Consider the following 25,530-nt stretch of genomic DNA (forward strand, 5'->3'; position numbering starts at 1 on the left):
TGGTGATTTCTCCAATTGATTTTCCGGTGTAGCGGTTTCCGACGTCTCGGAAAACCAAGTAGTTCTCTCAAAGTTACTTTTATTAACGGCGCATGCCCTGTTTTCTTTAGAGAAAATTTTGGATTTTTTTGAAAATAATTCGTTTGGAGGGGTAATCGTGACAAAGCGGATAAAAAAGCAAAAAACTTTCATTTTTCGCTAAAGCTTCTTTTCGAATTGTCGATACAGGCAGGTTTTACGTTAAATTCGGGCAAGGCCGTTCATCAGCCAAGTAAAGTTAATGCTAGGTTGGGCGCTTGTTTTGCTTGTGCAAGAATAGAAGTACTGACCTGCTGCAAAATCTGCTGCTTCACCATTTGCGTGGTTTCTTTCGCGTAGTCAGTGTCTTGGATACGACTGTTGGAAGCAGCTAAGTTTTCGTGGATGTTATCGAGATTATTGATCGCGTGATTAAAGCGGTTTTGATACGCGCCTAACTCCGCACGACTGCCATCTACCGTTTTCAAAGCATCATCTAAAATTCCGACCGCCATCTGAGCGCCACCGACCGTGCTAATATCAATACTATCTACCGTTCTATTTACGGTGACATACTTGCCAAGTTCTAACTCATCAGCCAGGCCACCACTGAAGGTTGGTCCAGGGTATTTTATGGCGTCCTTGTGGGACATGAGTAACTGCAGTTGCCCCTCCTCATTAACAGACGCTTTCACTTTATCGGTTTGCCCATTAATGTAAGTCGCGAGTTCTTCTATATCGTCGCCAGCTTTAGCTTCAATACGGATCTCCTGCTCTTCAAAATTGTTATCACGGTAGCTGATAACAATTTCATTATTTCCGTTTTGAACCGTCCAATCTGAACTGACTCTTTGATATGAGCTCATTGAAAAGCTACCTAAAGATTCCGGCTGCATGGTCCGCAGGCCAATTTGTACCGCTTCACCAGCCGTTGCTCCGATTTGAAAAGACGATGTACCGAATGTGCCATTCAGCAATTTACGTCCACCAAAAGATGTGGTTTCTGCAATACGACTTAACTCATCATTTAAAGCAGACACTTCTTCTTGCAGTGCAGTGCGCTCCGCTTTGCTGTTTGAACCATTGGCTGACTGTAGCGACAAATCACGCATACGTTGCATGATATTGGTCACCTCATTCATCGCGCCTTCCGCAGTTTGCATGATGGAAATGCCGTCATTCGCGTTGCGAACCGCAACATCTAAACCACGCATTTGCGATTGCAAGCGCTTGGAGATTTGCAGACCCGCAGCGTCATCCTTTGCGCTGTTAATACGCTTCCCTGAAGACAAACGCTCCATGGATTGGTTCAGCATGTCAGTTGCACTGGTCAAATGACGCTGTGCGACGAGTGCTGCCACATTGGTATTAACGGTGATCGCCACGAGACACAGACTCCAAATAAATTAAGGCTTTGGATACTTATCGACCAAGTAACAGAAAAGTTTAGTGTTTTTTGAAAAGAGATTGGAATAGAAATAGAAAACAAAAGCCCTCTAATTGGAGGGCTTAAGAAATAAAGTCTGAGAACTTACTTGATGGCTAGCTCTGCGAGCATTTCTTGCGAAGGAGCGAAAAAGTACGCACCTGTTACCGCTGTTGTGAAACGAAGCATTTGGTCTGTTTTACCATCTGTTACGCCGTACATACTTTCTAGCATCACTTTAATGTTATGAAGTGTATTGCAGTAAGAGATGAACAACAGACCGTGAGCTCCGGTCACCGTCCCGTATGGTAAGCTGTGGCGAACAATCTTCAAACCTTTACCTTCTTCTTTGATATCAACTCGACCAACGTGTGATGCAGCAGGAACGTCTTCTAGCTCGATAGAGTCTGGCTTGGTACGACCAATCACTTTTTCTTGCGCTTTGACATTCAATCGATTCCAAGCGGCAAGGTTATGTTCAAAGCGCTGAGCCATAACATAACTGCCTCCAGCAAATGGGCCCTCTTTTACTAGAGCCACATCAGCGCGAGCCTCCCCTTTCGGGTTTTCTGTGCCATCAATGAAGTCTGTCATATCACGAGCATCAAGGTAACGGTACCCATATGTTTCGTCCACAATGGTGACATCTTGTGCCGTCTCTTCTAGGAACTTACGCAACACGTAAAAATGCAAGTCGTGACGAGTCGAGTGACAGTGAATCAGTACATCTACGTCTGTTGCTGGAGCAACGATGTCACCTTCGCCAAGTTGAGTAAAATCAATAAGCTCTTCTGGCGCGTCTACATTAAGGTGTTCCCAAAACGATTTTGTGAATGCGATAGAAAGCGTCAGCGCTGCACCCGGCTGGGTAATGTTTAACTCTTCCACCAACTTTGGTAGTGCTTTCAGTTTTTCTAATACGTTTTCACGGTTTTGGTTCACTTTGAGTTGAGTGTACAGTGCAAATGGCCCGGCTTCTGGCACGATCGCCGTTTGAGCTTGTGACATTGAGGTTTCCTCTATTACTTTGCCCCAGAGTGGGAAGTTATTGTTTTTAATTCTTTGAATGCTGCTGTTCATCGTGCGCCAATTGTGGCACATGAAAACAGTCTTTTACCCATCTTCCATTTAGAAGATAGATCATAAACCAAGCTAATAAGGTAATGGTAAGGGCGTTTGCCCAATTAAACACTCCATGTTCTAGGTACACATGATACATGGTCTGAGCAAGTTGAATACCGCACAAGATCAAAGTGATCTCGCGACCATAGCGAGTAATTCTGTTTACCCATCCTCTGTCGGGACGACGAAGCCCCATTAACCACATAAGAAGCAAACTTGGAATGCCCATCGCCAAACCTAAATACAACGTACTTGAATCTGGGTAAACAATAGCGAGTAGCTTACTGCCACTATCACGACTTACACCAGCCATGGCAAACACCACCCATGAACGCACAAGAAACATCCATCCCACCCATAAAATGATCGGCGCCTTTAAAAATCCATGGGCGTCATATTGGTCAAACGAATAGCGCACAACATCTTCTTCTTTATGTGATAAAAACGTCACTTTAACCTATCGTTTCAGAGTTGCAAGCCAACAAAGATGAGAACTGAAGTTCATTTCAGCACCTTACACAGGTAAACTAAACAAAGATTTACAGCGACGTTGATGAGAAACATGAAAAAAAGAACTCCTGCCACCCCTGTGCCTTCTCAAGAAACTCAAGCCGAAGCGATGAGAATTGCCAAATCCACGCAGAAACCGGGGCAAACCAAAGAGCAAACCAAGCTTATCGCTCAAGGTATCGAAAAAGGCATCGCGCAATATAAGAAACAACAAAAAGAGCGCAACCGCCAAGCCGATAAAGCGAAGAAAAAACAGCAACGTGAAAAACAACGTCAGCATGAAGAGATTATCGAACAAGACAATATCACCGACGATGCGCCAAACCATTCATCAAGCAAACTGCCTTGGACACTACTTGTTCTGAGCTGGATTGGCTTTGCTGCTTACATAGTATTGGGGAAATAGCTAATGAAACGCCTGTTACTTGGACTTTTTGTCGTGCTTCTAACGGGTTGCACGATGCCTTCTCACCTTACTCATGCTCAAAGTCAAGATGTTCATATTCGCATTGACGCGCAATTCAACCCTGAGCGATGCGAATACAAAGGCGAAGTCACCGGAAGTGAAGGCCATTGGTATAACTACATTTTCATGACTAATGACGCGATGATGCAAGGCGCGATGAACGATTTAAAAAACAATGCAGCGGCTATCGATGCGGACACCGTTTTTATGGTTTCCCCACAAGATTTTATCACTTCATTTAGCGTGCTGGGTTCCGCCTACCGCTGCAATGGATGAGGCCTGAATATGAAAAAAGCCAGCAATTGCTGGCTTATGCACGAAATCCAAGACTGCTAGCGATATCTCTCTCCCGCTCTAGAACCCATTGGCTATCAAAAGGCCCCCAATCTGAAAGTTGATAATAGCCGTCATTATGACGTCGGCCATCTTGAACGAATATGAGTTCAATGCCGATCCCAGGTAACGCCTTGAGTACATCTTGAATAGTACGACGAGGCCACCCCGTTTTTTCGATCAACTTTGGCACATTCGGCCTTTCTAGGTTTTCCACCAACAAGGCCAAATATAGCCGCCTTGCAAAAACAGGACTCAATTCCATTGACACCTCCTAAAATTGTGCTGATTCATTATTTCGTTTTTGCTCAGCGAGGTGTTGCGTTTGATCAATAACTCGACTTTTCCATTTGATTTAGACGAATTTTTATTCGATTTATAGCGCATTCATCGTAAATAAGTTATGTGACATTAGTTATCTCAATCTATCTGAAAATATTTTCCACCGCATTTTGTCAGTTTGATTGCTTCTTGATAGGATGCTTTAACAGCCCAAATCACTTAAGTGCGTCTTAACCGCGCCAGTGAAAAATAGAACAAAGAAAAAGGAAACACTATGTCGATTACCATGTTTGGTATTCCCAACTGCGATACGATCAAAAAAGCCAAGAAATGGTTAGAAGCCGAGGATATTGCTTACGACTTCCATGACTACCGTAAGCAAGGCATTGATGCAGAAATGGTAAGTGAATTTTGTCGCGCTTTAGGTTGGGAACAGGTGCTCAATAAACGTGGCACAACCTACCGCCAATTAGCGCAAGAGCAGAGAGACACACTTAACGAGGAAAACGCCATCGCTCTTTTGGTAGAAAACCCTGCGATGATTAAACGCCCAATTTTAAAAGTGAATGATCAACTTCATATCGGTTTTAAAGCTGATCAATACGCTAGCATTTTCAACTCTTAAATAAAGGAATACTCAAGGATGACAGACAGTCCAGTATTGGCACTTGCTAAAGATCTGATCAGTAGACAGTCCGTAACGCCGGAAGACGCAGGTTGTCAGGATTTGATGATCGAGCGCTTAAAAGCACTCGGGTTTGAAATTGAAGTGATGGTATTTGAAGACACCACGAACTTCTGGGCTCGACGTGGTTCAGAAGCGCCGCTATTTGCGTTTGCTGGCCACACCGATGTGGTACCAGCTGGCAAATTGGAACACTGGAATACACATCCGTTTGAACCGACCATTATTGATGGTTACTTGCATGGCCGCGGCGCAGCTGACATGAAAGGGTCACTCGCTGCTATGGTCGTTGCTGTCGAACGCTTCATTGAAGAAAACCCAGACCACAAAGGCTCAATTGGCTTTTTGATTACGTCAGATGAAGAAGGGCCATTTATCAATGGTACCGTTCGCGTTGTAGAAACGTTGATGGAACGTGGTGAGAACATCGATATGTGTATTGTTGGTGAACCATCCAGCACCGACGTGGTTGGCGATGTAGTGAAAAATGGACGCCGTGGATCCATCACTGGTGATTTAACGGTAAAAGGAACACAAGGTCACGTGGCCTACCCTCACCTAGCCAGCAATCCAGTGCACGAGTCTCTACTCGCGATTCATGAACTCGCGACGACAGAATGGGACAAAGGGAATGATTACTTCCCACCGACCAGTTTCCAGATCCCGAATGTATCGGCTGGCACTGGTGCGTCTAATGTTATTCCTGGCGAGTTCCATGTTCAGTTCAACCTACGTTTTAGTACTGAGCTTAACAATGACGCAATTGTTCAGCGTGTTACCGAAACATTGGACAAGCATGAGCTGGACTACGACCTAAAATGGACATTCAACGGTGACCCATTCCTGACCGATACGGGCGCACTGCTAGACGCAGTTGTAGCTGCTGTGGCCGAAGTCAATGATACGAAGCCAGCGCTACTTACAACTGGCGGTACGTCTGATGGTCGTTTTATTGCTCGAATGGGAGGTCAAGTCGTAGAGTTAGGCCCTGTTAACGCTACGATTCATAAAGTGAACGAGTGTGTGAAAGTCGACGATCTTGAAAAGTTGACGGACATGTACGAAAACACGTTGAAACACCTATTGGCGAAGTAATCAGCGAGAACACAATGACACCAGAGCAACTCACCGGAATCACTGATTCCCATCTTCAATCCACTTTAGTGGATCAAAAAGCGTTCCTACTCCACCCTGAAGTGGCTGACGATCTGCTAAAGATGATTGAAGCGGCAACAGAAGCAGGTTTCAAAATGGAAATCGCCAGTGGTTTTCGTGACTTTAATCGCCAAAAAGCCATCTGGAACGGGAAGTTTTCTGGTGAGTTGCCAATTCTCGACATCAACTCCCGCCCTTTGAATAAAGCAGAGTTAAATGACGAAGAGAAATTGATGGCCATTTTGCGCTGGTCGGCATTGCCCGGAGGAAGTCGTCATCATTGGGGTTGTGATTTTGATGTCTATGCGCGCAATTTATTGCCTGCTGACACCAAACTCAAGTTGGAACCTTGGGAGTATCTTGAAGGCCACCAGCAGGCGTTCTACCAATGGTTAAAAGCCAACCTTGGTCGGTTCGGTTTCTTCTTCCCTTATCAGCATGATTTAGGTGGCGTTTCGATTGAGCCTTGGCACATTAGTCACCGCGCTGTCGGGCAGCAATGCCTCGAGCAGTTGACGCTTGATGTACTCAGAAGCCAGTTGATTAAACAAAATCAGACCGACAACATTGCAGGGATTGACGTCATACTGAATAATTTGGATAACGTCGTTGCCAAATTTATTCACAATATCACGCCGCCGGAGGCTCTATGATAGAAATACTAACCAATCCTTGGGTCATTATTATTGTAGTGTTGAGCGTGGTCATTGGTAATATTGCCGCACTCAAATATACCGCAAAAATGAAGTTTGGTCAGATGGATAAAAGCCGTAAGAACGATTTAGATAAGCTGAACACATTGGATAAACAGCGCTACGCTGAAGAAGATAAAAACAAAAACGAGCCTCGTTAGTTCCTCACCAGCTTCATCTCGACACATTTAATCTAAACATCAAAAAAGGGACCACTAGGTCCCTTTTCTATCATTAAGTAAACACGCCGCGTTAAGCTCGCTTTGTTTACTGCTTCACTGTTGCAGCCAATACAGGCGCTAGTGATTTCAAAAACTCTTCTTCTACTGGCTTGCCAGAGGAGTCGGTGATATTGATAGACGTACGGTTGCCTAAATCACCAAGTAAGAATGTGTACTTACCAGCGGCTAACTCCACTGGTTTAACGCCGATATCGTTCCAGAATTCATCATCCGGAGACGCATATTTCGCAGTGATTGTGCCCTGAGACTGGCTACGCTCTTCAATCTTAAAGCCCATCTTAGGTAGAATATTAGGCAGACGTTGCCAAAGCATGTTGTATTGCGCACGCGCGATAATCACAGGAAGTCCGCTGCGGTCTTTACCCATTGTGATTGGGATCTGTTTAACCAACTCTTGCGCTTTACGCTGTGCTTCTTCACGCACTTCTTGGTCGTAGCGAGCGGTGACCAAGTTCGTCATGAATACATTGTAGCGCTCACGGTTGGTCGCCGTTACTTCTTTCACTTGATTGCCTTCACGCCAGTCAATAAGGCTCACCTTAAAGCCGTGTCGACCATTTGCTTCAGCGCGTACGATTTCATATCGGCTGCCAATTTCTAGCTCTTCATCTGGCGAATCCCAAGTCACCCATCCTGTCTCGATGCGAGAGTCTGTTTGGCTTTCAACTGGAATCTCGTTAGCCGCGACCATGTTTTGCACCGTTTGCCAAACTTTATCTAGTTCATCTTTACGAAGTAGCCAAAGTGTCACTTCACCATCACTACTGCGGTCCAAACGTGCACCGGGAATAAGCTCTAGGACTTGTTGAGGTGGACGAATGTCGACATCTTTACCTACACCACCAGCGTAGTTACCCTGAGGGATCTCGTAGTTAGGGTAAAACTGAGGCTGTGCACCCTGTGGGACATTCCACTCACCCAAATTTGGGGAGTTCAAATACTCGAAGTCATCTTTTGCTTGACGACGTTGATTGGCACCACCTGAACAGGCAGTCAATACGAATACAGCTAATGAACTTAACACTAACTGGCTTGAAAGCTTCATCTATACTCCTAAAACACCGAGGGCGCCTTGGCCCCCAGTATGAACTTCAATCCTAGTAACTCAATCTTAATAGCTCAATCTTAATAAATATGGGCGTCTGTTAGCGCCTGCTCGACGATCGGCTGCGATTTTTCAGAAAGCGTAGTTAAAGGAAGACGCAAACCACCTTCTTCAATCAAACCAAGCTTTTGCGCTGCCCATTTTACTGGGATAGGGCTTGCTTCGATGAAAAGGTTTTTGTGTAGAGTCATCAAGCGTTGGTTAATCGCTTCTGCTTCTTCGTACTTACCTTCACTTGCCAAATGGAACATGTCTGCCATGTCTTTAGCCGCAATATTGTTCGTTACCGAGATAACACCATTGCCGCCAAGTTTCACAAAATCCAGCCCTGTCGCATCATCGCCACTTAGTAAGATAAAATCTTCGCCACAAAGTTCACGATGAATTGCAATTCGTTCCAAATCGCCCGTTGCATCTTTTAGAGCCACGATATTATCAAGCTTTGACAAGCGTGCCACTGTTTCTGGCTGCATATCAACAGCAGTACGGCCTGGTACGTTGTACAAAATTAGAGGCACATCACTCGCTTCGGCAATTGCCTTGTAATGTAGAAACAAACCCTCTTGAGTTGGTTTGTTGTAATACGGTGTCACGCTCAGGAAGCCAGCAATACCAGAATCAGCCAGTAATTTGCTAAATGTTACTGCCTCATGGGTTGCATTTGCACCCGTGCCAGCAATCACAGGGATGCGACCGTCGGCAAACTCAACAGTTTTATTAACGACCTTCACATGCTCTTCAATGGTCAGTGTCGCTGACTCACCTGTTGTGCCTACTGCCACAATACCGTCTGTACCCGCTTCAACGTGGTACTCTACTAGCTTTTGCAGACCGTCAAAGTCTACTTCGCCATCTGCTTTGAATGGCGTAATCAGCGCTACGATACTTCCTGAAAACATGTTTATCTCCCTCATTTAACTCTTTCTGCATGGTACTGTAATGCGATTGAAAAACACAAGAGCGTAAACTCGCTTACAAAGTACAAATGAATGAATAATTATCAGTTGTTAGAGGTCTAGCAACTTAATTGCTCTATTTGGTTTGATTAACGGCAATATTGATAATCGTGTTGGGCTTTCGAGTGACTTTAGAATCTATCAGTGATTTGGAAAATACTGAAGAGCACAAGCAAGGAAAATATACTCTTTGGTCTTGTTAGCCAAGTCAGATCTAAGTGAATAAAACGGCCAGACAATAGGCAAGCACATCATGCAAACGTTTTGTTTATCCTATAGCCTGCATTTACTGTTTATTTCCCACCACTCCCCTCAAGCTCCGACTGCTTTTTTATGGACTAAAAAAGAACTGGCTCGATATTTCTTCGCAATATCTGTGCTAACATCTCTCTATTGAAGAAAGGACAAGAAGCTCATTTATGAAGCAACATCTGGTACTTACAGCAGTTGGAACGGACCGTCCAGGCATTTGTAACCAAGTCGTACAGCTCGTTACTCAAGCTGGTTGTAACATAGTCGATAGCCGTATCGCTATCTTTGGCAGCGAATTTACGCTGATCATGCTCCTGACTGGGAACGCCAGCAGCGTGACTCGAGTTGAAACACAATTGCCCCTGCTTGGCCAAGAACATGACCTTATTACGATCATGAAACGCACAGCGGCGCACGAACTGCTCGATAACAGCTACACCATGGAAGTGTTTATTGAGTCTGAAGACCGCCCTGGGTTAACTGAAAAATTTACTAAGTTCTTCGCTGATCAGCAGATTGGTTTAGACTCTCTTAGCGCGCAAACCATCAGCAAGTCGAAAATTCAACTCGATTCTGACCAGTTTCACATTGCGATTACTGCATCTGTAAGCGCGGATTTTAATTTGATGCAGTTACAAGAAGACTTCGATGAACTTTGTAAGTCGCTCAACGTACAAGGTTCTCTGAATTTCATTAAAAACACACTATAAAGTAAAGGAAATCAAAATGAATACGCTGACAGCAGGCTCGCCAGCGCCAGCCTTCTCTTTGCTCGACCAAGACGGAAATACCGTTTCTCTTGAAGACTTTAAAGGCAAGAAAGTACTTTTCTACTTTTACCCTAAGGCGATGACGCCGGGTTGTACTACACAAGCAAAAGGCCTTCGTGACATCAAAGCTGAACTCGATGCACATAACGTGGTGGTACTCGGCGTAAGCATCGACCCTGTAAAGCGTCTAGGCAAGTTCATCGAGCGCGATGATTTAAACTTCACTCTGCTTTCTGATGAAGACCATGCCGTTGCTGACCAGTTCGGCGTTTGGGGCGAAAAGAAATTCATGGGCAAAGTATACGACGGTCTTCACCGCATTAGCTTTCTGATCAATGAAGAAGGCGTGATCGAACATGTGTTCAACAAGTTCAAAACCAAAGATCACCACGAAGTCGTATTAAACTACTTAAACGAAAACGCTTAAACGCTATTGTTTTTCTACAAACAAAAAGCCCAGCAAACTGCTGGGCTTTCTTTTAACCATCGTACCTTTGGTAACAACTACTCTTGTTCGACAGGTTCGTTTTCTTCCGTGCTTGGTAATGCATGCCATACGGCTTTGACTAATGTCGCTAAAGGAATGGCGAAGAACACCCCCCAAAAACCCCACAGCCCACCAAAGACTAATACAGCCACAATGATAGCAACTGGGTGTAAGTTTACTGCCTCGGAAAACAGAACAGGAACCAAGACATTACCATCAAGCGCCTGGATAATACCGTAAGCAAGCAACAACCAATAAAACGGAGGCGTTAAACCCCATTGGAACAAACCAACGATGGCAACAGGTACAGTAACAGCCGCCGCACCGATATAAGGAATCAAAACCGACAGACCAACGGCTACGGCAAGCAACGCCGAGTAACGAAGATCTAAAAGGGCAAAAGTCACGTAGCTCACACCGCCCACGATTAAAATCTCTAACACTTTACCGCGAATGTAATTTGATATCTGCTCGTTCATTTCATGCCAAACTTTATTCGCCAATTTACGGTTTTTCGGCAGAATACCGCTTGCGATTCGCAGCATTTCTTCTTTGTCTTTAAGCAAAAAGAAGATCAGAAGTGGCACTAAGATCAAATATACCGCTAGCGTTGCAATGCTAACTAATGAAGCAAGCGACCCTTTGACGACACTTTCACCCAGCCCCAATGCTTGGTTTTTGGCGTTCGTCACCACGGTTTCTACTATTTCTAAATTGGCTAGTTCAGGGTGGCGCTCTGGCAATGTGACAATAAACTTTTGTAGCCCGTTGTACATGTTCGGAATATCGTTAATTAGATTACCGACCTGAGTCCAAATCGTCGGAACCAAGCCAAACAACGCAATTAACATTAACCCGACAAAGACCAAGATCACGATAATAACCGACAAAGTGCGCGGCACGCCCATACGACACATTTTGACAACTGGCCATTCAAGTAGATAAGCCAAAACGATCGCGACAAGTAATGGCGCAATCAAGTGTCCAAAGAAGTAAATGGTGATAAAGCCAAACAGCAAGATCGCGACGAGACTTACTGCGTGAGGGTCAGAGAAACGTCGTTTATACCAACGACTAACCATTTCAAACATCTTATGCGGATTCCTTATTGAAGACAGTCAATGTGTAGTGCTCTGATGTAGATTGGCAATCAACCGAGTACCCTTGGGCACTAAGATAGTTCACAATGTCTCGTTTAGAGCTGTTGTCCACCACTTGAATGACAAGTTGATGATACTGCTTTGCTTCTCCTTGAAAGACCTCAGCAGCATGACGCTTTGCAAGTAACAGTGCCATAGGACAACGTTGCTCACGCAAATCAAGTAACATGGATTCCATTGTATTGCTCTGCACTTATGATAGGGTTGTATTGTAACGGCTTTTTGAGCTGGTGCTAGCACTTCTGACATGATTTAACCACATGCTGAAATAGCTCGGATGTAAAATAATTTACGAAACCAATTCATTTATTTCCGGTCTTACTGTTAGCTTATATCCTCACGGATAACCAAAACGTATGTGGCGCTGTTAATAGGCTCTCGACCTGTAACCACATGCTTATGTATTTTGGAGAACCTTTTAAACGTATGTTAAAACGCACTCGCTCGCTAGTTTGCTTATGTCTTGCTGCTGCCATCAGTTCGCCGACAACTTATGCCAATAGCATTGACTTGCCAGACATTGGCACAGCTGCTGGTGGCACGCTTTCAATAGACCAAGAGTTGATTTATGGCGACGCCTATATGCGTATGCTCAGAGCCAGTAAACCTATCGTTAATGACCCTGTCATCAATGAATATATTGACTCTCTTGGGCACAAATTAGTGGCCAATGCGAATGATGTAAAAACGCCGTTCCACTTCTTTATGATTCGCGACCGTAATATCAACGCGTTCGCGTTTTTTGGTGGCTATGTAGCGCTGCATTCTGGGTTGTTTCTTCATGCTCGTTCAGAAAGTGAGCTGGCCTCTGTTGTCGCTCACGAGATAGCGCACGTCACACAACGTCATCTTGCTCGGAGTATGGAAGAACAAGCACGCCGCTCTCCGGCCACATTAGCCGCACTTGCGGGGGCACTACTGCTTTCAATTGCCTCACCCGAAGCGGGGATGGCTGCAATTACAGCAGCAACCGCGGGCAACATGCAAAGTCAAATCAACTACACTCGTGCAAACGAAAAAGAAGCGGATCGCTTTGGTATTTCGACACTAGCAAAAGCCGGTTTTGATGTTCAAGCAATGCCAAGGTTTTTTGGCCGTCTTGCTGATGAGTATCGTTATGCGAGTAAACCGCCACCAATGCTCCTGACTCACCCTCTGCCTGAAGATCGAATTACCGATAGCCGTGCGCGAGCAAGAACCTATCCTCCAATGCGTGTTGTGCCTTCAATAGACTATCATCTAGCTCGCGCGCGCATTGTGGCTCGTTACGCTGGCATTGATGGACAAGCCGCCCTGAGCTGGTTTGAGAGAACCCAAAAGAAAGCCTCTGCGGACATTACACCTGCTTTTGATTATGGTCGAGCACTCGTGCATTTAGACAATAAACGCTTATCTCAAGCGGAACCAATTTTGAAAAAGTTACTGGAACAAGACCCAAGTAACCCGTTTTACTTGGACGCTATGACGGATTTATACATCGAGAAGAAGCAGCCAGAAAAAGCAACCGAGATGCTCCGCAAAGCGTTATCTCGTAACCCTCAAAATAAAGTATTGACCATTAACTACGCCAATGCGCTACTTGAGGACAATAAAAACGATCAAGCCACGCGAGTTCTTCAAAGATACACTCATGACTATCCTGAAGATACAAATGGCTGGCACCTAATATCGAAGAGCTACCACGCGCTGGGGCGTAGCGATGAAGAGTTGGCTGCTCGAGCAGAAATTTTGGCATTGCGAGCAAATTGGAATAAAGCGATTCAATATTATAGTGAAGCAAGTAAAATGGCCAAGTTGGGCAGCTTAGAGCAAGCACGATACGATGCCCGTATCGACCAACTCATGATCCAAAGAGATCGATTCATGGCATTACAATAACGAAATGGAGAAAACCATGTCAGTCGTGATTTATCACAACCCTCGTTGCTCAAAGAGCCGTCAAACACTTGAACTACTTGAGCAAAATGGTGTTACACCGGAAGTCGTCAAATACCTAGACACACCACTTAAAGTGGATGAACTAAAAGCGCTGTACGCCCAGCTTGGCTTTTCATCTGTACGTGAAATGATGCGCACTAAAGAAAGTGAATATAAAGAGCTTGGCTTAGGCGAAGACTCCCTCAGCGATGAGCAATTATTCGAAGCAATGGCGAAAAATCCAAAGTTGTTTGAACGTCCGGTAGTCGTTGCTAACGGCAAAGCAAAAATTGGTCGCCCACCAGAGCAAGTGTTGGATATTTTATAAATGGATTGCCAGATCCTTATTTTGTATTTCAGCCGTCATGGCTCGACAAAACAACTGGCAAGACAAATAGCAAGAGGAGTCGAATCGACTCCTCAATGCCAAGCAATTTTGCGTACAGTTGAAGAATTGTCACCTCACTCACACTCCCCTTCTGATCCAATTGTTACTCTAGAGGAACTGAAAACGTGCGACGGTCTAGCGTTTGGCAGTCCCGTCTGGTTTGGCAACATGGCTGCGCCTTTAAAGCACTTCTGGGATCAGACTACATCTTTATGGGTCAGTGGTGACTTAATCGATAAGCCTGCTTGTGTCTTTACCTCTTCGTCCTCGATGCATGGTGGTCAAGAAACAACGTTACAAAGCATGATGACCCCTTTATTGCATCACGGGATGATGGTTTTGGGCATTCCTTATTCCGAGCCAGAGTTACACACTACGCAGTCCGGAGGCACTCCGTATGGCGCCAGCAGTGTAGGCCATGAGGCAACCCTAAGCAGTGAAGAGATTCGCCTGGCACAACAATTAGGCAAAAGGCTGGCAACTGCAGCGTTAAAACTAAAAGTCTGTTAGTAAAATCAAGGATAGTTAATCGATGTCTGACTCTTTAGACCAAACACCACTCGGTACACAGGCTAAAACCTATCGTTACCTGGCTTTATTTGGCAACTTAGCCTTATTAGCCTGGGTCGCTATTTGGCAGCTTGCGTTATCCCCTCACCCTCACCTCAGCAGCACAACACTTGCTATTGCTTGGTGTATTCCGCTACTACTTCCGTTGCCTGGTATTTTAGCTGGTAAGCCTTACACTCATGCTTGGGCTAACTTTGTTCTTATGCTGTATTTCTTGCATGCGCTGACCATCCTTTATGTGGATGGGGGTGAACGCTGGCTTGCGGCAGTGGAACTGATACTGACTTCACTCGGTTTCGCTGGCAATATTTTGTTTGCTAGAGCGAGAGGCAAAGAGCTAGGTCTTAAGTTGAAACGCCTCTCTCAAGTAGAAAAAGAAGAAAAAGCGAAATTCAATAAATAACGCCAATTGCAGTCAATCACTGATCATTGGTTCGAATACGAATTTAGAAAACAAAAAGAGTCGCTATTGCGACTCTTTTTTATGCTTACCACATTGGTCTTTTATCCTTGCGTTTCACGCCTGGAACGCTAACAAGGTGATTACGATGCCGAGCGCCACTCGTAGATCAAGTCATACTGTTCTCGGACAGGCTCCACAATCATCGGCTGAGTTGGCTGTGTTTCGTCACTTGCTTCTGCCACAACATTTACTGGTACTTCAGGCTGCGCTTCTTTTGGCGTCGCGGCGTCTTTTGCTTCATTACTCTGAACCAATGGCTCTTCTTCTTGAGTTGAAGCTGGGGCATCAACTTCACCTAAAGGATCTTCAAAAACCATTAATTGAGAAATAGAAGAAGCTTCTTTCTCAAAAGCTTGTTGTGATGCCAAAAGGTGGATGTTGAGCGTTAACTCGTCCCCTTGAACACGCTTAATCTCTGTACCCGCAACCGAATTAAGTTGTTTTAACGCATTCTCTAAACGGAAGAAGTCCGTGGCAGAGGTTACATTAAGGACTTTCATTGCTAGCGCTTTTGAAGACTTTCCTGAAACCACAACTGCACTCTTACTTGCATAGTAGTCTGCGATGCCATCCACCATTTCTGCAATAGCATTAGCACCTGATGCAGACCCGCTACGCGGAGAACGTTGCGCTTCTACAATTCTCGTTGGCGACTGGTCGTAGAGTGTCCAACGAATTTGTTCACCTTGAGCGCGTACAACCAAAACGGCGTCAGCTGGGTAGCGCTGGCTGGCTTGACCAATTGGCTCAATAAAGCCGCCCCAAAGATCAGAGACATTAACACCGGTTACATCATCAAAATCCCCAACCGGGATAGTGATTGGTAGGCCTCTTAATTTCGCTGCGCTACGAAGTGCTGCAACATTTGAAGATTCAGAATGTTCCCACGCAATGTTACGATCGTAACCCTGTTCTTCAACCATCCAAACTAAAATATTGGCACGATTTGGCGACCAAGATGGCAATTGTGCTTGTGTTAAAAGAGAGCTGATTTGGTCGTTGTTAAACAACATTTTTAAGCTCGCTTTTCCATCAACCTGCCCATAGCTTAGTTGAGAAATGTAACGCGCACTTGAGCTAAGTGCCTTTTTAATCACTGGATTGCTTAAAGAGGATTGAGAACCGGTCGCTCGAACAATCACATCCTGCATACCTTGTTGACGAGCCAAAGACTCACCGTCGTTCTGCTCACTGTCGATAACCACTTCGGCACGATAGATATCCACCTGAGTTAATGCATATACTGGTAGGGACAACCAACCTATCAGTAAGAGAGCTAAATAGCGCATAGTTTTTATAATCCTCTGAACAAGAACCCGAATAATAAGCAACTATCAAATCTTGAGCAAGGTAAGTACTGAGTAAATTGTCTGTATTATGACCAGCTTTGTTAACTCGGGCCTCAACCAGCACTTCAGTGCTATTTTTTATAATAAACTCATTGCTTATTAAGCTATCTCAACAAGTTAGGCTGTCCATTTTTCATCTTCACGCAAGACACGTAAAAGAGGACAATTTGCAAGCAAGCAACTCTCAAAAGTGCTATTTATGGGAAAAATTCAATCGAAAGTTTGATCTATGCAACATTGCAAACGATTGCAGGATGATAGTATTCGCCGGATTTGTCTGCGTATCTTGAAAATAGGGAATTATTATGAAAAACGCGTTACAAGGCGCTCAAATGCTCTTTGTCGCTTTTGGTGCTTTGGTGCTTGTGCCGCTCCTAACTGGCCTTGATCCAAACGTAGCCCTCTTTGGTGCCGGTGTCGGTACCCTCCTCTTCCAATTAATGACTAAACGTTCTGTTCCCATCTTCCTTGCCTCTTCTTTTGCGTTTATTGCTCCTATTATGTTCGGTATCCAAACTTGGGGTATCGGTGCAACGATGGGCGGCTTGATGGCAGCTGGCTTAGTTTATGTGGCTCTAGGGGCGATGATCAAAGTGCGCGGTGTTGGATTTATCCATAAAATTCTCCCGCCTGTTGTCGTTGGCCCTGTGATCATGGTTATCGGCCTTGGCCTTGCCCCAACAGCAGTGAACATGGCAGTAGGTAAAACTGGTGATGGAGCAGCACAGCTAGTTAATGGTGATGCTGCGATCATTATCTCGGCGGTCTCACTGCTCACAACCATTGTACTTAGCGTTTTTGCAAAAGGCTTTTTGAAGCTCGTTCCTATTGTTGGTGGTATTCTTGCTGGTTACTCTGTTTCTCTATTCTACGGTGTGGTTGATTTCACTCCCGTAGAACAAGCGGCTTGGCTAGCCATGCCAAACTTCACCGCGCCAGAGTTCAATATCAACGCAATTTTGTTCATGATTCCTGTCGCTATCGCACCTGCGGTTGAGCACGTAGGTGACATGCTTGCTATCTCAAACGTTACAGGTAAAAACTACCTGAAAAAACCAGGCCTTCACCGCACAATCGCAGGTGACGGGGTGGCAACTATCGCGGCTTCGATGGTGGGTGCTCCACCAAACACCACTTACAGTGAAGTAACAGGAGCGGTAATGCTAACCAAAGCATTTAACCCTGTGATCATGACTTGGGCAGCAATCACCGCAATCGTACTTGCATTGGTAGGTAAGCTAGGTGCGGTTCTTCAAACGATTCCAGTTCCTGTCATGGGCGGCATCATGATTCTGCTGTTCGGCTCTATCGCAACGGTAGGCCTCAACACACTGATCAAGAATAACGTTGATTTACATAAGTCTCGTAATCTAGTGATTGTTGCCGTAACCCTTGTGTTTGGCATTGGTGGTATGGCTTTCGGTATTGGTGAGTTCAGTCTACAAGGTGTGAGCCTATGCGGTATCGTGGCAATTATTCTTAACCTTGTGCTACCAAACGATTTAGGTGAAAACCACGTTGTGGATAACGCACAAATGGAAGAAGAAAGCGCGAAATAGTTCGTTTGCGCCGCTTTATTAGGTGGCGTGTCTTACTCTTCTCCTCTTGTAGATACAAAAAAGCTTGGTTTTCACCAAGCCTTTTTCTGTTCAGTCATAGTAATACATCAAAGAATTACTTAGTACCGAAGATCTTATCACCTGCATCGCCTAGACCCGGAACGATGTAGCCTTTGTCATTAAGCTTCTCATCGATTGCCGCAGTGTATAGCTCAACATCTGGGTGTGCTTTTTCTAGCGCTTCAATACCTTCTGGTGCAGCAACAAGTACCAGCACTTTGATTTGGTTACAACCTTTCTCTTTTAGGAGATCGATAGTAGCAATCATAGAACCACCTGTTGCAAGCATTGGGTCAACAACAAGCGCAATACGCTCCTCGATGTTTGAAGCAAGCTTGTTGAAGTAAGGAACTGGCTCAAGCGTTTCTTCATCACGGTAAATACCCACAACACTGATACGTGCGCTTGGCATGTGCTCAAGAACTCCATCCATCATGCCTAGACCTGCACGTAGGATTGGCACTACGGTTACTTTTTTACCTTTAATCTGGTCTACTTCTACCGGACCGTTCCAACCATCAATGGTCACTTTTTCTGTTTCAAAGTCTGACGTTGCTTCGTAAGTAAGTAGGCTACCGACCTCAGTCGCTAACTCACGAAAACGTTTTGTGCTGATGTCACCTTCTCTCATTAGACCAATTTTATGTTTTACTAGAGGGTGCTTTACTTCAACAACTTTCATGTCCATCTCCGGCTATAGTTGGCAATATTTAAACAAACCTTCAGATTATACATGATTTTCACAGGGATATCAGGATAAATCACTAAAGAAAAAAACAGACGCAAACGTTTGCTATCTATGTTTAAGCACTGTTAGAATAGCGCCGTTTTCATATCCAACTTAATACCGAGGACTTCCCTGTGAGTGGTAACAACTCTTCTCTTAGCTATAAAGACGCTGGTGTAGATATTGATGCAGGCAACGCGCTTGTGGATCGTATTAAGGGTGCGGTAAAACGTACTCGTCGCCCTGAAGTTATGGGTGGTATCGGTGGTTTTGGCGCGCTATGCGAATTGCCAACTAAATACAAACAACCTGTACTGGTTTCTGGTACTGATGGCGTTGGCACCAAACTTCGCCTAGCACTGGATATGAATAAGCACGACACGATCGGCATCGACCTAGTGGCAATGTGTGTAAATGATCTTATCGTGCAAGGGGCAGAGCCACTGTTTTTCCTAGATTACTATGCAACAGGCAAACTAGACGTTGATACCGCAGCGGATGTTGTTTCAGGTATCGCAGAAGGGTGTGTTCAAGCAGGTTGTGCCCTAATTGGTGGCGAAACTGCGGAGATGCCGGGCATGTATGAAGGCGAAGACTACGACGTAGCTGGTTTCTGTGTTGGCGTAGTAGAAAAAGAAGACGTGATTGACGGCACGAAAGTCGCTGCTGGTGATGCACTTATCGCTGTTGGCTCAAGCGGCCCACACTCAAACGGTTACTCCCTTATCCGTAAGATCCTAGAAGTATCTGGTGCAGATAAGAGCGAAGAGCTAGCAGGCCGCACTATTGGTGAGCACCTACTAGAACCAACAAAAATTTACATCAAGTCAGCACTTAAGATGATTGAGAAACACGACATCCATGCGATTTCTCATATCACTGGTGGTGGTTTCTGGGAAAACATCCCACGCGTACTGCCTAAAGGCACGAAAGCAGTTATCGATGGTAACAGTTGGGAATGGCCAGTTATCTTCAAGTGGCTACAAGAGAAAGGCAACGTCGACACACACGAAATGTACCGCACATTCAACTGTGGTGTAGGTCTAATCGTCGCACTACCGAAAGACCAGGCAGATGCAGCAGTTGCTCTTCTTAAAGAAGAAGGCGAAAACGCGTGGGTGATTGGTCAAATCGCACAAGCAGACGCGAACGAAGAGCAAGTTGAAATCCAATAATTTGCAAATCGAGCTCAAAAGATAAGAAGAATGAGGACACTAGATGACTAGGTCCTCATTTTGCTATCTAGAACACTAAAAACCATTCTATTAGTAGGTAGTTTAGAAGCTACATAACTCCAACCTACAATACCAAGGCGCTCTCGACATCATGAAAAACCATACCCTAAAAAACATTGTGGTCCTCATCTCGGGTAACGGAAGTAACCTGCAAGCTATCTTGGAAGCTTGCGAAGACAGCATGCCAAACGCACGAGTGGCAGCCGTGTTCTCTAACAAAGCAGATGCTTTTGGTTTAGAACGTGCAAAAAAGTTTGATGTGGACGGTCACTTTGTCGACCCTAAAGCATTCAGCTCGCGTGAAAGCTTTGATGCAGAGCTAATGAGTCAAATAGATGAATACCAACCAGACGTGATTATTCTTGCTGGTTACATGCGCATTCTGAGCAGCGCATTTGTTTCTCATTACATGGGTAAGATGATCAATATCCACCCTTCTCTTCTACCAAAATATCCTGGGCTACACACACACCAGAGAGCAATTGATGCTGGCGATAAAGAACATGGTACGAGTGTGCACTTTGTAACGGAAGAGCTTGATGGTGGTCCTGTCATACTGCAAGCAAAAGTTCCTGTGTTCGAAGACGATGATGCTAGTGTACTTGCGGCACGTGTTCAGGCGCAGGAGCACCGAATCTACCCTATGGTGGCTAAGTGGCTGGTAGACGAGCGGTTGATCATGAAGGATGGTAAAGCCTATTTAGATGGCGCAGAGCTTGGCGTACATGGGTACGCCTCAGATGAGTAGCCCTGAATAATAAACTCCAGGCACAAAAGAGCAGCCTGAGGGCTGCTCTTGGTTGTTTTAATACTTATAAACTTGATTCAAGAAAACCATGGTGAGACTAGAAACCTAAAACCCAACATTCTAAAAAATCCCATAACCACTTGAGTAACATAACACTCGGAAAGTAGATTCTGAATCTGGTTCGTTCTTCACCGTTCAGACTTACGAGGTGTTTTATGAGAAATTTCTATCAGTTACGTCTTTACAGCAAGCCTTAGCGAGACTAGGACTCTACTACCAGCACTCTAGAAAGTAAGAATGCTCATCCGTATCCGCCCTCGGTTTAAAACGCATAAAAATAAAGCTCGCGATTAAGCGAGCTTTATTTTTATATTCAGAGTAAGAGACCATCACTCTAACGGTTCGGTTGGCGCTTGATTGCCCGGCTTAGCCGCCGCAAACGGCACATTTACCAGTTCAGAGGCATTATTTTTGACTAGTTCACCTAGGTGAAACAAGCCGTATTCGCCAGGTTTCATACGCTGCCAAGCTTCGTTGCCCGTCAAAGGTTGAGTTGCGATCACAGAAACGATGTCATGTGGCGTGGTTTCTTCTTGGAAGTTAATTTCCACATCTTCATCAAGCAAAGCAGCTTTTCCAAACGGTGCGCGTCTTGTGATCCAATACAAATGATTGGTGCAATACGTCATTACATACTCACCATCACTCAGAAGCATGTTAAATACACCCTTCTCTCTTAGCTCATCACAACATTTAGCAACATATAAGAATACCGACTCCATATCCTTTGGTGGCTCAGGATATCGATCTTCCATTTGCTTCAATAACCAGCAAAATGCCAGTTCACTATCTGTTTCACCGACAGGTCGATGTCGACCTGTATGCAAGTCTTGATAGCCAGAGAGCTGACCGTTATGCGCAAACGTCCAATACCTACCCCACAGCTCACGTGTAAAGGGATGAGTATTTTCTAAATTAACACCACCACGATTCGCCTGTCGGATATGACTAACGACCGCACGACTTTTGATGGGATAATTTTGTACCAACTCTGCTATTTTAGACTCACAACTTGGCTTGGGATCTTTGAAGGTTCGAAAGCCCTTCCCTTCGTAGAAGGTGATCCCCCATCCGTCACGGTGTGGGCCGGTTCGACCTCCACGCTGCATGAGCCCAGTAAAACTGAAACAAATATCCGTTGGAACATTAGCGCTCATACCGAGCAATTCACACATGGTTTAAAAAACTCCCTAACAACACAGCTCGAAACGGTGGCCGTAAACGATTATTCCATCTCTTTTTCGATCAACTGAATGATGATATGAATAATCTTAATATGAATTTCCTGAATGCGGTCTGCATAACCAAAGTGTGGCACGCGGATTTCAATATCTGCAAGGCCTGCCATTTTGCCGCCATCTTTACCTGTTAGCGCAATCGTCTTCATGCCTTTCGCTTGTGCTGCTTCAATCGCTTTCAGGATGTTACCTGAGTTACCTGAAGTCGACAGACCAAACAGTACGTCACCTTTTCGACCAACCGCTTCTACATAACGTGAAAACACGAAGTCATAACCAAAGTCATTACTCACACAAGAAAGGTGGCTTGGATCTGAAATAGCAATACCAGCATAGCCAGGACGATTTTCTCGGTAACGGCCTGTTAGCTCTTCGGCAAAGTGCATTGAATCACAGTGAGAACCACCGTTACCACATGACAATACTTTACCATCTTGCTTGAATGAGTCAGCAATCATTTTCGCCGCTGCTTCGATTTGCGCAATGTTATGGTCATCGCTTAAAAATTTGTTGAGCACTTCAGCAGCTTCGTTTAATTCACTTCTAATCAGATCATGGTACATAAGACGTTCTCTTTATTATTTCGGCTTCAGTCAGCTCTAGACTCACTGAGCAAATTGTTCTGATACCAATTTGGTATCGGACATTTCATAAACCTGAACTCGGGTTTGATTACTCTGAGTTTACCCACAAACGAGAATTAGTGTCGATAGTGAACCAACAGATTTAGATTAGTGATGGTAATAAACTTGTCAACTTGCTCATGAAACCATCACTCAAATCTCAACTTTAGAATTTTAACTCTACTTAGATCACTTTTTATCTAATCTTATGTTTTACATTTCCTTAATATTTTGATTACACTTAAACCAACTGGTTAGACCTCTTACCTAACATACAGACGTACAAAACTTATAAAGTCTGAAAAGGAAAATACATATGGACATCTTGCTCTCAATCATCACAATGGCGATCGTGCTAGGCATTACGCTCTACCACCGCATGTCTCTCGTGAAATCTATTAGCTTACTCACCGCAGCCATGCTGGCTCTTACAGTAGCTGGTACTGTCGGCGTTATTGGTTGGGCTATTTACGTTCTCGCCGCAGCTGTGCTCGCGGTTCCTGGCGTACGTCAGTCTTTAATTAGCCGCAAAGCGTTAGTGCTTTTCAAGAAAGTGCTGCCAGCTATGTCTCAAACCGAAAAAGAAGCGTTAGACGCAGGTACCGTCTGGTGGGAAGCCGAACTATTTAAAGGCAAACCAGAGTGGCAAAAGCTACACGCGATTCAAGCACCTAAGTTAAGTGCGGAAGAACAAGCCTTTTTAGACGGCCCTGTGAATGAAGTGTGCGCCATGGTGAGTGATTTCCAAGTGACCCATGAACTCGCGGACTTACCGCCAGAAGTTTGGCAATACCTGAAAGATCATAAGTTCTTCGCCATGATCATTAAGAAAAAGTACGGTGGTCTAGAATTCTCAGCATACGCGCAATCTTTGGTACTACAAAAATTAACGGGTGTTTCTGGCGTTCTATCGTCTACCGTTGGTGTTCCTAACTCTTTAGGCCCTGGTGAGTTACTGCAACACTACGGTACTGAAGATCAGAAAAATCATTACTTACCGCGCCTAGCTGAAGGTAAGGAAATCCCTTGTTTCGCCCTAACAAGTCCAGAAGCGGGTTCTGACGCTGGATCTATTCCAGATTACGGTGTGGTCTGTAAAGGCGAATGGGAAGGAAAAGAAGTACTGGGTATGCGCCTAACTTGGAACAAGCGCTACATCACCCTAGCGCCAGTCGCAACGGTACTAGGCTTAGCATTTAAACTTCGCGATCCTGAAGGTTTGCTAGGCGACAAAGAAGATCTTGGCATCACTTGTGCGCTTATCCCAACTGATGTCAAAGGTGTTGAGATTGGTAACCGACACTTCCCGCTCAATGTACCATTCCAAAATGGTCCAACGCGCGGTAAAGACATCTTTGTTCCTATCGATTTCATTATCGGTGGCGAAAAAATGGCGGGCCAAGGTTGGCGTATGCTGGTTGAGTGTCTGTCGGTTGGACGTGGTATCACGCTACCTTCAAACTCAACAGGTGGCATCAAAACTGCGGCAATGGCAACCGGTGCTTACTCACGTATTCGCCGTCAGTTCAAACAGCCGATCGGCCATATGGAAGGAGTTGAAGAACCATTAGCACGCTTGGGTGGTAATGCTTACGTGATGGATGCAGCAAGCAACTTAACCGTTGCGGGTATCGACTTAGGTGAAAAGCCATCAGTAATCTCAGCTATCGTGAAGTATCACTGTACGCACCGCGGCCAGCAAAGCATCATCGATGCAATGGACATCGTAGGCGGTAAAGGTATCTGTATGGGACCTTCTAACTTCCTAGCTCGTGGTTACCAAGGTGCGCCAATCGCGGTAACGGTTGAGGGTGCTAACATTCTAACACGCTCAATGATCATCTTTGGCCAAGGCGCAATCCGTTGCCATCCGTACGTTCTTGAAGAAATGAACGCGGCGTATTCTGAAGCAAGTAATGCTGTCGAGAAATTTGATAAAGCGCTTGCTGGTCACGTGAGCTTTACAATGAGTAACCTAGTGCGCAGTATCTGGTTTGGTTTGAGCGACGGTCTGGGCTCTTCATCACCAACCAAAGATGCAACCAAGCGTTACTACCAACAATTGAACCGTTACAGTGCAAACCTTGCTCTGCTATCGGATATCTCAATGGCAGTGCTAGGTGGCTCTTTGAAGCGTAAAGAGCGTCTATCAGCACGTCTTGGTGACATTCTAAGCCAGCTATATTTGAGCTCTGCGACGTTGAAACGTTTTGAGCAAGATGGCCGTCCAGTCGAAGATTTACCATTAGTACACTGGGGTCTACAAGACAGTTTGAAACAAGCGGAAGTGGCAGTAGATGAATTCTTAGCAAACTTCCCGAACAAAGTAATTGGCCGTGCGCTACGCGTATTAATCATGCCATTTGGTCGTGTACGCAAAGCGCCAAGCGATAAACTAGACAGTAAAGTGGCGCGCATTCTACAAACGCCAAGTGCAACGCGCTCACGCATTGGTCGCGGTCAATACCTTGAACCAACCGAGCACAACGCAGCAGGTAAGATTGAGCTTGCGCTGTCAGTCATTCTTCAAGCTGAGCCTGTGTTTGACAAAGTATGTAAAGCGCAAGGTAAGCGTCGCCCATTCTTACGTTTGGATATGATTGCTCAGGAAGGGCTAGAGCAAGGCTTTATCACGCAAGAAGAAGCCGATCTACTCAGAGAAGCGGAACAGCATCGTCTAGATACAATCAACGTTGACGATTTTGAGCCGGAACTGCTTGCCGCAAAGCCGCTATACCCTCAGATGGATAGTGTCGCGTAACTCTAGAATCTGAGACCACAAACGGGAGTATCAGCTCCCGTTTTTTATTGCTTCCAGAATCGCATTCATAACACCACGAAGCCCCTGCGCAATCGCAATAAAAGCCACGCACTCCAATCTTTCCCCCGATTTCCAGTGATAACTAACTCACAGACGTTCCAACTAAGCGGT

At 45.1% G+C, this 25,530-nt stretch carries 28 protein-coding genes; 16 read left to right on the forward strand and 12 right to left on the reverse strand.

Annotated features, from left to right (window positions below):
- Positions 1-263: 263 nt before the first annotated feature.
- The 3 genes from R7O13_RS15480 to R7O13_RS15490 form a co-directional block, all read right to left on the reverse strand.
- Positions 264-1,403 (reverse strand): flagellin, encoded by a 1,140-nt coding sequence (locus R7O13_RS15480; RefSeq protein ID WP_005394321.1) that lies wholly within the window; start codon positions 1,401-1,403, stop codon positions 264-266.
- A 146-nt stretch (positions 1,404-1,549) separates the two neighbouring features.
- Positions 1,550-2,452, reverse strand: coding sequence for a Dyp-type peroxidase (locus tag R7O13_RS15485; protein ID WP_054576281.1), 903 nt, complete (start codon positions 2,450-2,452; stop codon positions 1,550-1,552).
- Between the two features lie 46 nt (positions 2,453-2,498).
- Positions 2,499-2,984: a DUF2919 domain-containing protein gene (locus R7O13_RS15490; RefSeq protein WP_318304325.1), complete on the reverse strand. Its 486-nt coding sequence runs from the start codon at positions 2,982-2,984 to the stop codon at positions 2,499-2,501.
- A gap of 144 nt (positions 2,985-3,128) precedes the next feature.
- Here R7O13_RS15490 and R7O13_RS15495 point away from each other — a divergent pair, with 144 nt between their 5' ends.
- Together R7O13_RS15495 and R7O13_RS15500 are read left to right on the forward strand one after the other, a co-directional pair.
- A complete protein-coding gene (locus R7O13_RS15495) occupies positions 3,129-3,482 on the forward strand; it encodes a DUF2956 domain-containing protein (RefSeq protein WP_005380437.1) in 354 nt (117 codons plus the stop codon).
- 3 nt (positions 3,483-3,485) lie between these two features.
- Positions 3,486-3,818 carry a DUF4156 domain-containing protein gene (locus R7O13_RS15500; protein WP_025768262.1) on the forward strand — a complete coding sequence of 111 codons (333 nt, stop codon included), beginning with the start codon at positions 3,486-3,488 and terminating at the stop codon, positions 3,816-3,818.
- A 34-nt stretch (positions 3,819-3,852) separates the two neighbouring features.
- On the opposite strand, the gene R7O13_RS15505 is transcribed toward R7O13_RS15500, so the two are convergent.
- Positions 3,853-4,140, reverse strand: a complete 288-nt coding sequence (locus R7O13_RS15505; protein ID WP_005380433.1) for a winged helix-turn-helix domain-containing protein — start codon at positions 4,138-4,140, stop codon at positions 3,853-3,855.
- Between the two features lie 291 nt (positions 4,141-4,431).
- On the opposite strand from R7O13_RS15505, the gene R7O13_RS15510 reads away from it, so the two are divergent.
- The 4 genes from R7O13_RS15510 to R7O13_RS15525 are packed head-to-tail and all read left to right on the forward strand — an operon-like array spanning position 4,432 to position 6,850.
- A complete protein-coding gene (locus R7O13_RS15510) occupies positions 4,432-4,782 on the forward strand; it encodes an ArsC family reductase (protein WP_171343220.1) in 351 nt (116 codons plus the stop codon).
- A gap of 18 nt (positions 4,783-4,800) precedes the next feature.
- Positions 4,801-5,937, forward strand: coding sequence for a succinyl-diaminopimelate desuccinylase (gene dapE / locus R7O13_RS15515; RefSeq protein WP_005380429.1), 1,137 nt, complete (start codon positions 4,801-4,803; stop codon positions 5,935-5,937).
- Positions 5,938-5,951: 14 nt separating this feature from the next.
- Complete coding sequence (locus tag R7O13_RS15520) at positions 5,952-6,650, forward strand: M15 family metallopeptidase (RefSeq protein ID WP_137282301.1); 699 nt, start codon at positions 5,952-5,954, stop codon at positions 6,648-6,650.
- Positions 6,647-6,850 carry a DUF2897 family protein gene (locus R7O13_RS15525; RefSeq protein WP_005380425.1) on the forward strand — a complete coding sequence of 68 codons (204 nt, stop codon included), beginning with the start codon at positions 6,647-6,649 and terminating at the stop codon, positions 6,848-6,850. The genes R7O13_RS15520 and R7O13_RS15525 overlap by 4 nt, the downstream gene beginning before the upstream one ends.
- Positions 6,851-6,956: 106 nt before the next feature.
- Here R7O13_RS15525 and bamC read toward each other — a convergent pair whose 3' ends face one another.
- Both bamC and dapA read right to left on the reverse strand, forming a co-directional pair.
- Positions 6,957-7,976 carry an outer membrane protein assembly factor BamC gene (bamC, locus tag R7O13_RS15530; protein WP_005380424.1) on the reverse strand — a complete coding sequence of 340 codons (1,020 nt, stop codon included), beginning with the start codon at positions 7,974-7,976 and terminating at the stop codon, positions 6,957-6,959.
- An 80-nt stretch (positions 7,977-8,056) separates the two neighbouring features.
- Entirely contained in the window at positions 8,057-8,935 is an 879-nt protein-coding gene (gene dapA / locus R7O13_RS15535) for a 4-hydroxy-tetrahydrodipicolinate synthase (protein WP_005380422.1), read from the reverse strand.
- A 476-nt stretch (positions 8,936-9,411) separates the two neighbouring features.
- On the opposite strand from dapA, the gene R7O13_RS15540 reads away from it, so the two are divergent.
- Positions 9,412-9,954, forward strand: coding sequence for a glycine cleavage system protein R (locus R7O13_RS15540; protein WP_005380420.1), 543 nt, complete (start codon positions 9,412-9,414; stop codon positions 9,952-9,954).
- A 16-nt stretch (positions 9,955-9,970) separates the two neighbouring features.
- Positions 9,971-10,441 (forward strand): thioredoxin-dependent thiol peroxidase, encoded by a 471-nt coding sequence (gene bcp / locus R7O13_RS15545; RefSeq protein ID WP_005380418.1) that lies wholly within the window; start codon positions 9,971-9,973, stop codon positions 10,439-10,441.
- A gap of 77 nt (positions 10,442-10,518) precedes the next feature.
- On the opposite strand, the gene R7O13_RS15550 is transcribed toward bcp, so the two are convergent.
- Together R7O13_RS15550 and R7O13_RS15555 are read right to left on the reverse strand one after the other, a co-directional pair.
- On the reverse strand, positions 10,519-11,592 hold the full coding sequence (locus tag R7O13_RS15550; RefSeq protein WP_005389843.1) for an AI-2E family transporter: 1,074 nt from the start codon (positions 11,590-11,592) through the stop codon (positions 10,519-10,521).
- A 1-nt stretch (position 11,593) separates the two neighbouring features.
- Complete coding sequence (locus R7O13_RS15555; RefSeq protein ID WP_005380414.1) at positions 11,594-11,830, reverse strand: sulfurtransferase TusA family protein; 237 nt, start codon at positions 11,828-11,830, stop codon at positions 11,594-11,596.
- Positions 11,831-12,087: 257 nt separating this feature from the next.
- On the opposite strand from R7O13_RS15555, the gene R7O13_RS15560 reads away from it, so the two are divergent.
- From R7O13_RS15560 to R7O13_RS15575, 4 genes are read left to right on the forward strand one after another with little or no spacing between them, the layout of a single operon-like run.
- On the forward strand, positions 12,088-13,539 hold the full coding sequence (locus R7O13_RS15560) for a tetratricopeptide repeat protein (protein WP_005394337.1): 1,452 nt from the start codon (positions 12,088-12,090) through the stop codon (positions 13,537-13,539).
- A 16-nt stretch (positions 13,540-13,555) separates the two neighbouring features.
- Positions 13,556-13,906 carry an arsenate reductase (glutaredoxin) gene (gene arsC, locus R7O13_RS15565; protein ID WP_318304207.1) on the forward strand — a complete coding sequence of 117 codons (351 nt, stop codon included), beginning with the start codon at positions 13,556-13,558 and terminating at the stop codon, positions 13,904-13,906.
- Entirely contained in the window at positions 13,907-14,476 is a 570-nt protein-coding gene (gene wrbA, locus R7O13_RS15570; protein ID WP_005380409.1) for an NAD(P)H:quinone oxidoreductase, read from the forward strand.
- 22 nt (positions 14,477-14,498) lie between these two features.
- Positions 14,499-14,939, forward strand: coding sequence for a DUF2069 domain-containing protein (locus tag R7O13_RS15575; RefSeq protein WP_005380407.1), 441 nt, complete (start codon positions 14,499-14,501; stop codon positions 14,937-14,939).
- Positions 14,940-15,079: 140 nt separating this feature from the next.
- On the opposite strand, the gene R7O13_RS15580 is transcribed toward R7O13_RS15575, so the two are convergent.
- On the reverse strand, positions 15,080-16,288 hold the full coding sequence (locus R7O13_RS15580) for a DUF2066 domain-containing protein (protein WP_318304208.1): 1,209 nt from the start codon (positions 16,286-16,288) through the stop codon (positions 15,080-15,082).
- Positions 16,289-16,653: 365 nt separating this feature from the next.
- Here R7O13_RS15580 and R7O13_RS15585 point away from each other — a divergent pair, with 365 nt between their 5' ends.
- On the forward strand, positions 16,654-17,907 hold the full coding sequence (locus R7O13_RS15585; RefSeq protein WP_005389855.1) for a uracil-xanthine permease family protein: 1,254 nt from the start codon (positions 16,654-16,656) through the stop codon (positions 17,905-17,907).
- Between the two features lie 115 nt (positions 17,908-18,022).
- On the opposite strand, the gene upp is transcribed toward R7O13_RS15585, so the two are convergent.
- Positions 18,023-18,649 (reverse strand): uracil phosphoribosyltransferase, encoded by a 627-nt coding sequence (gene upp / locus R7O13_RS15590; protein WP_005380401.1) that lies wholly within the window; start codon positions 18,647-18,649, stop codon positions 18,023-18,025.
- Positions 18,650-18,828: 179 nt separating this feature from the next.
- Between upp and purM the strand changes: the two genes are divergently transcribed.
- Both purM and purN read left to right on the forward strand, forming a co-directional pair.
- A complete protein-coding gene (gene purM / locus R7O13_RS15595; protein WP_318304210.1) occupies positions 18,829-19,869 on the forward strand; it encodes a phosphoribosylformylglycinamidine cyclo-ligase in 1,041 nt (346 codons plus the stop codon).
- A gap of 151 nt (positions 19,870-20,020) precedes the next feature.
- A complete protein-coding gene (gene purN / locus R7O13_RS15600) occupies positions 20,021-20,677 on the forward strand; it encodes a phosphoribosylglycinamide formyltransferase (RefSeq protein ID WP_005394347.1) in 657 nt (218 codons plus the stop codon).
- A 389-nt stretch (positions 20,678-21,066) separates the two neighbouring features.
- On the opposite strand, the gene R7O13_RS15605 is transcribed toward purN, so the two are convergent.
- Positions 21,067-21,912 (reverse strand): class II glutamine amidotransferase, encoded by an 846-nt coding sequence (locus tag R7O13_RS15605; RefSeq protein WP_005380394.1) that lies wholly within the window; start codon positions 21,910-21,912, stop codon positions 21,067-21,069.
- Between the two features lie 50 nt (positions 21,913-21,962).
- A complete protein-coding gene (gene lpcA / locus R7O13_RS15610; protein WP_005380392.1) occupies positions 21,963-22,538 on the reverse strand; it encodes a D-sedoheptulose 7-phosphate isomerase in 576 nt (191 codons plus the stop codon).
- Positions 22,539-22,914: 376 nt separating this feature from the next.
- Here lpcA and fadE point away from each other — a divergent pair, with 376 nt between their 5' ends.
- Positions 22,915-25,359 (forward strand): acyl-CoA dehydrogenase FadE, encoded by a 2,445-nt coding sequence (gene fadE / locus R7O13_RS15615; RefSeq protein WP_005385392.1) that lies wholly within the window; start codon positions 22,915-22,917, stop codon positions 25,357-25,359.
- Positions 25,360-25,530: the final 171 nt, after the last annotated feature.

It is taken from the genome of Vibrio sp. Y176 (genome assembly GCF_033438945.1).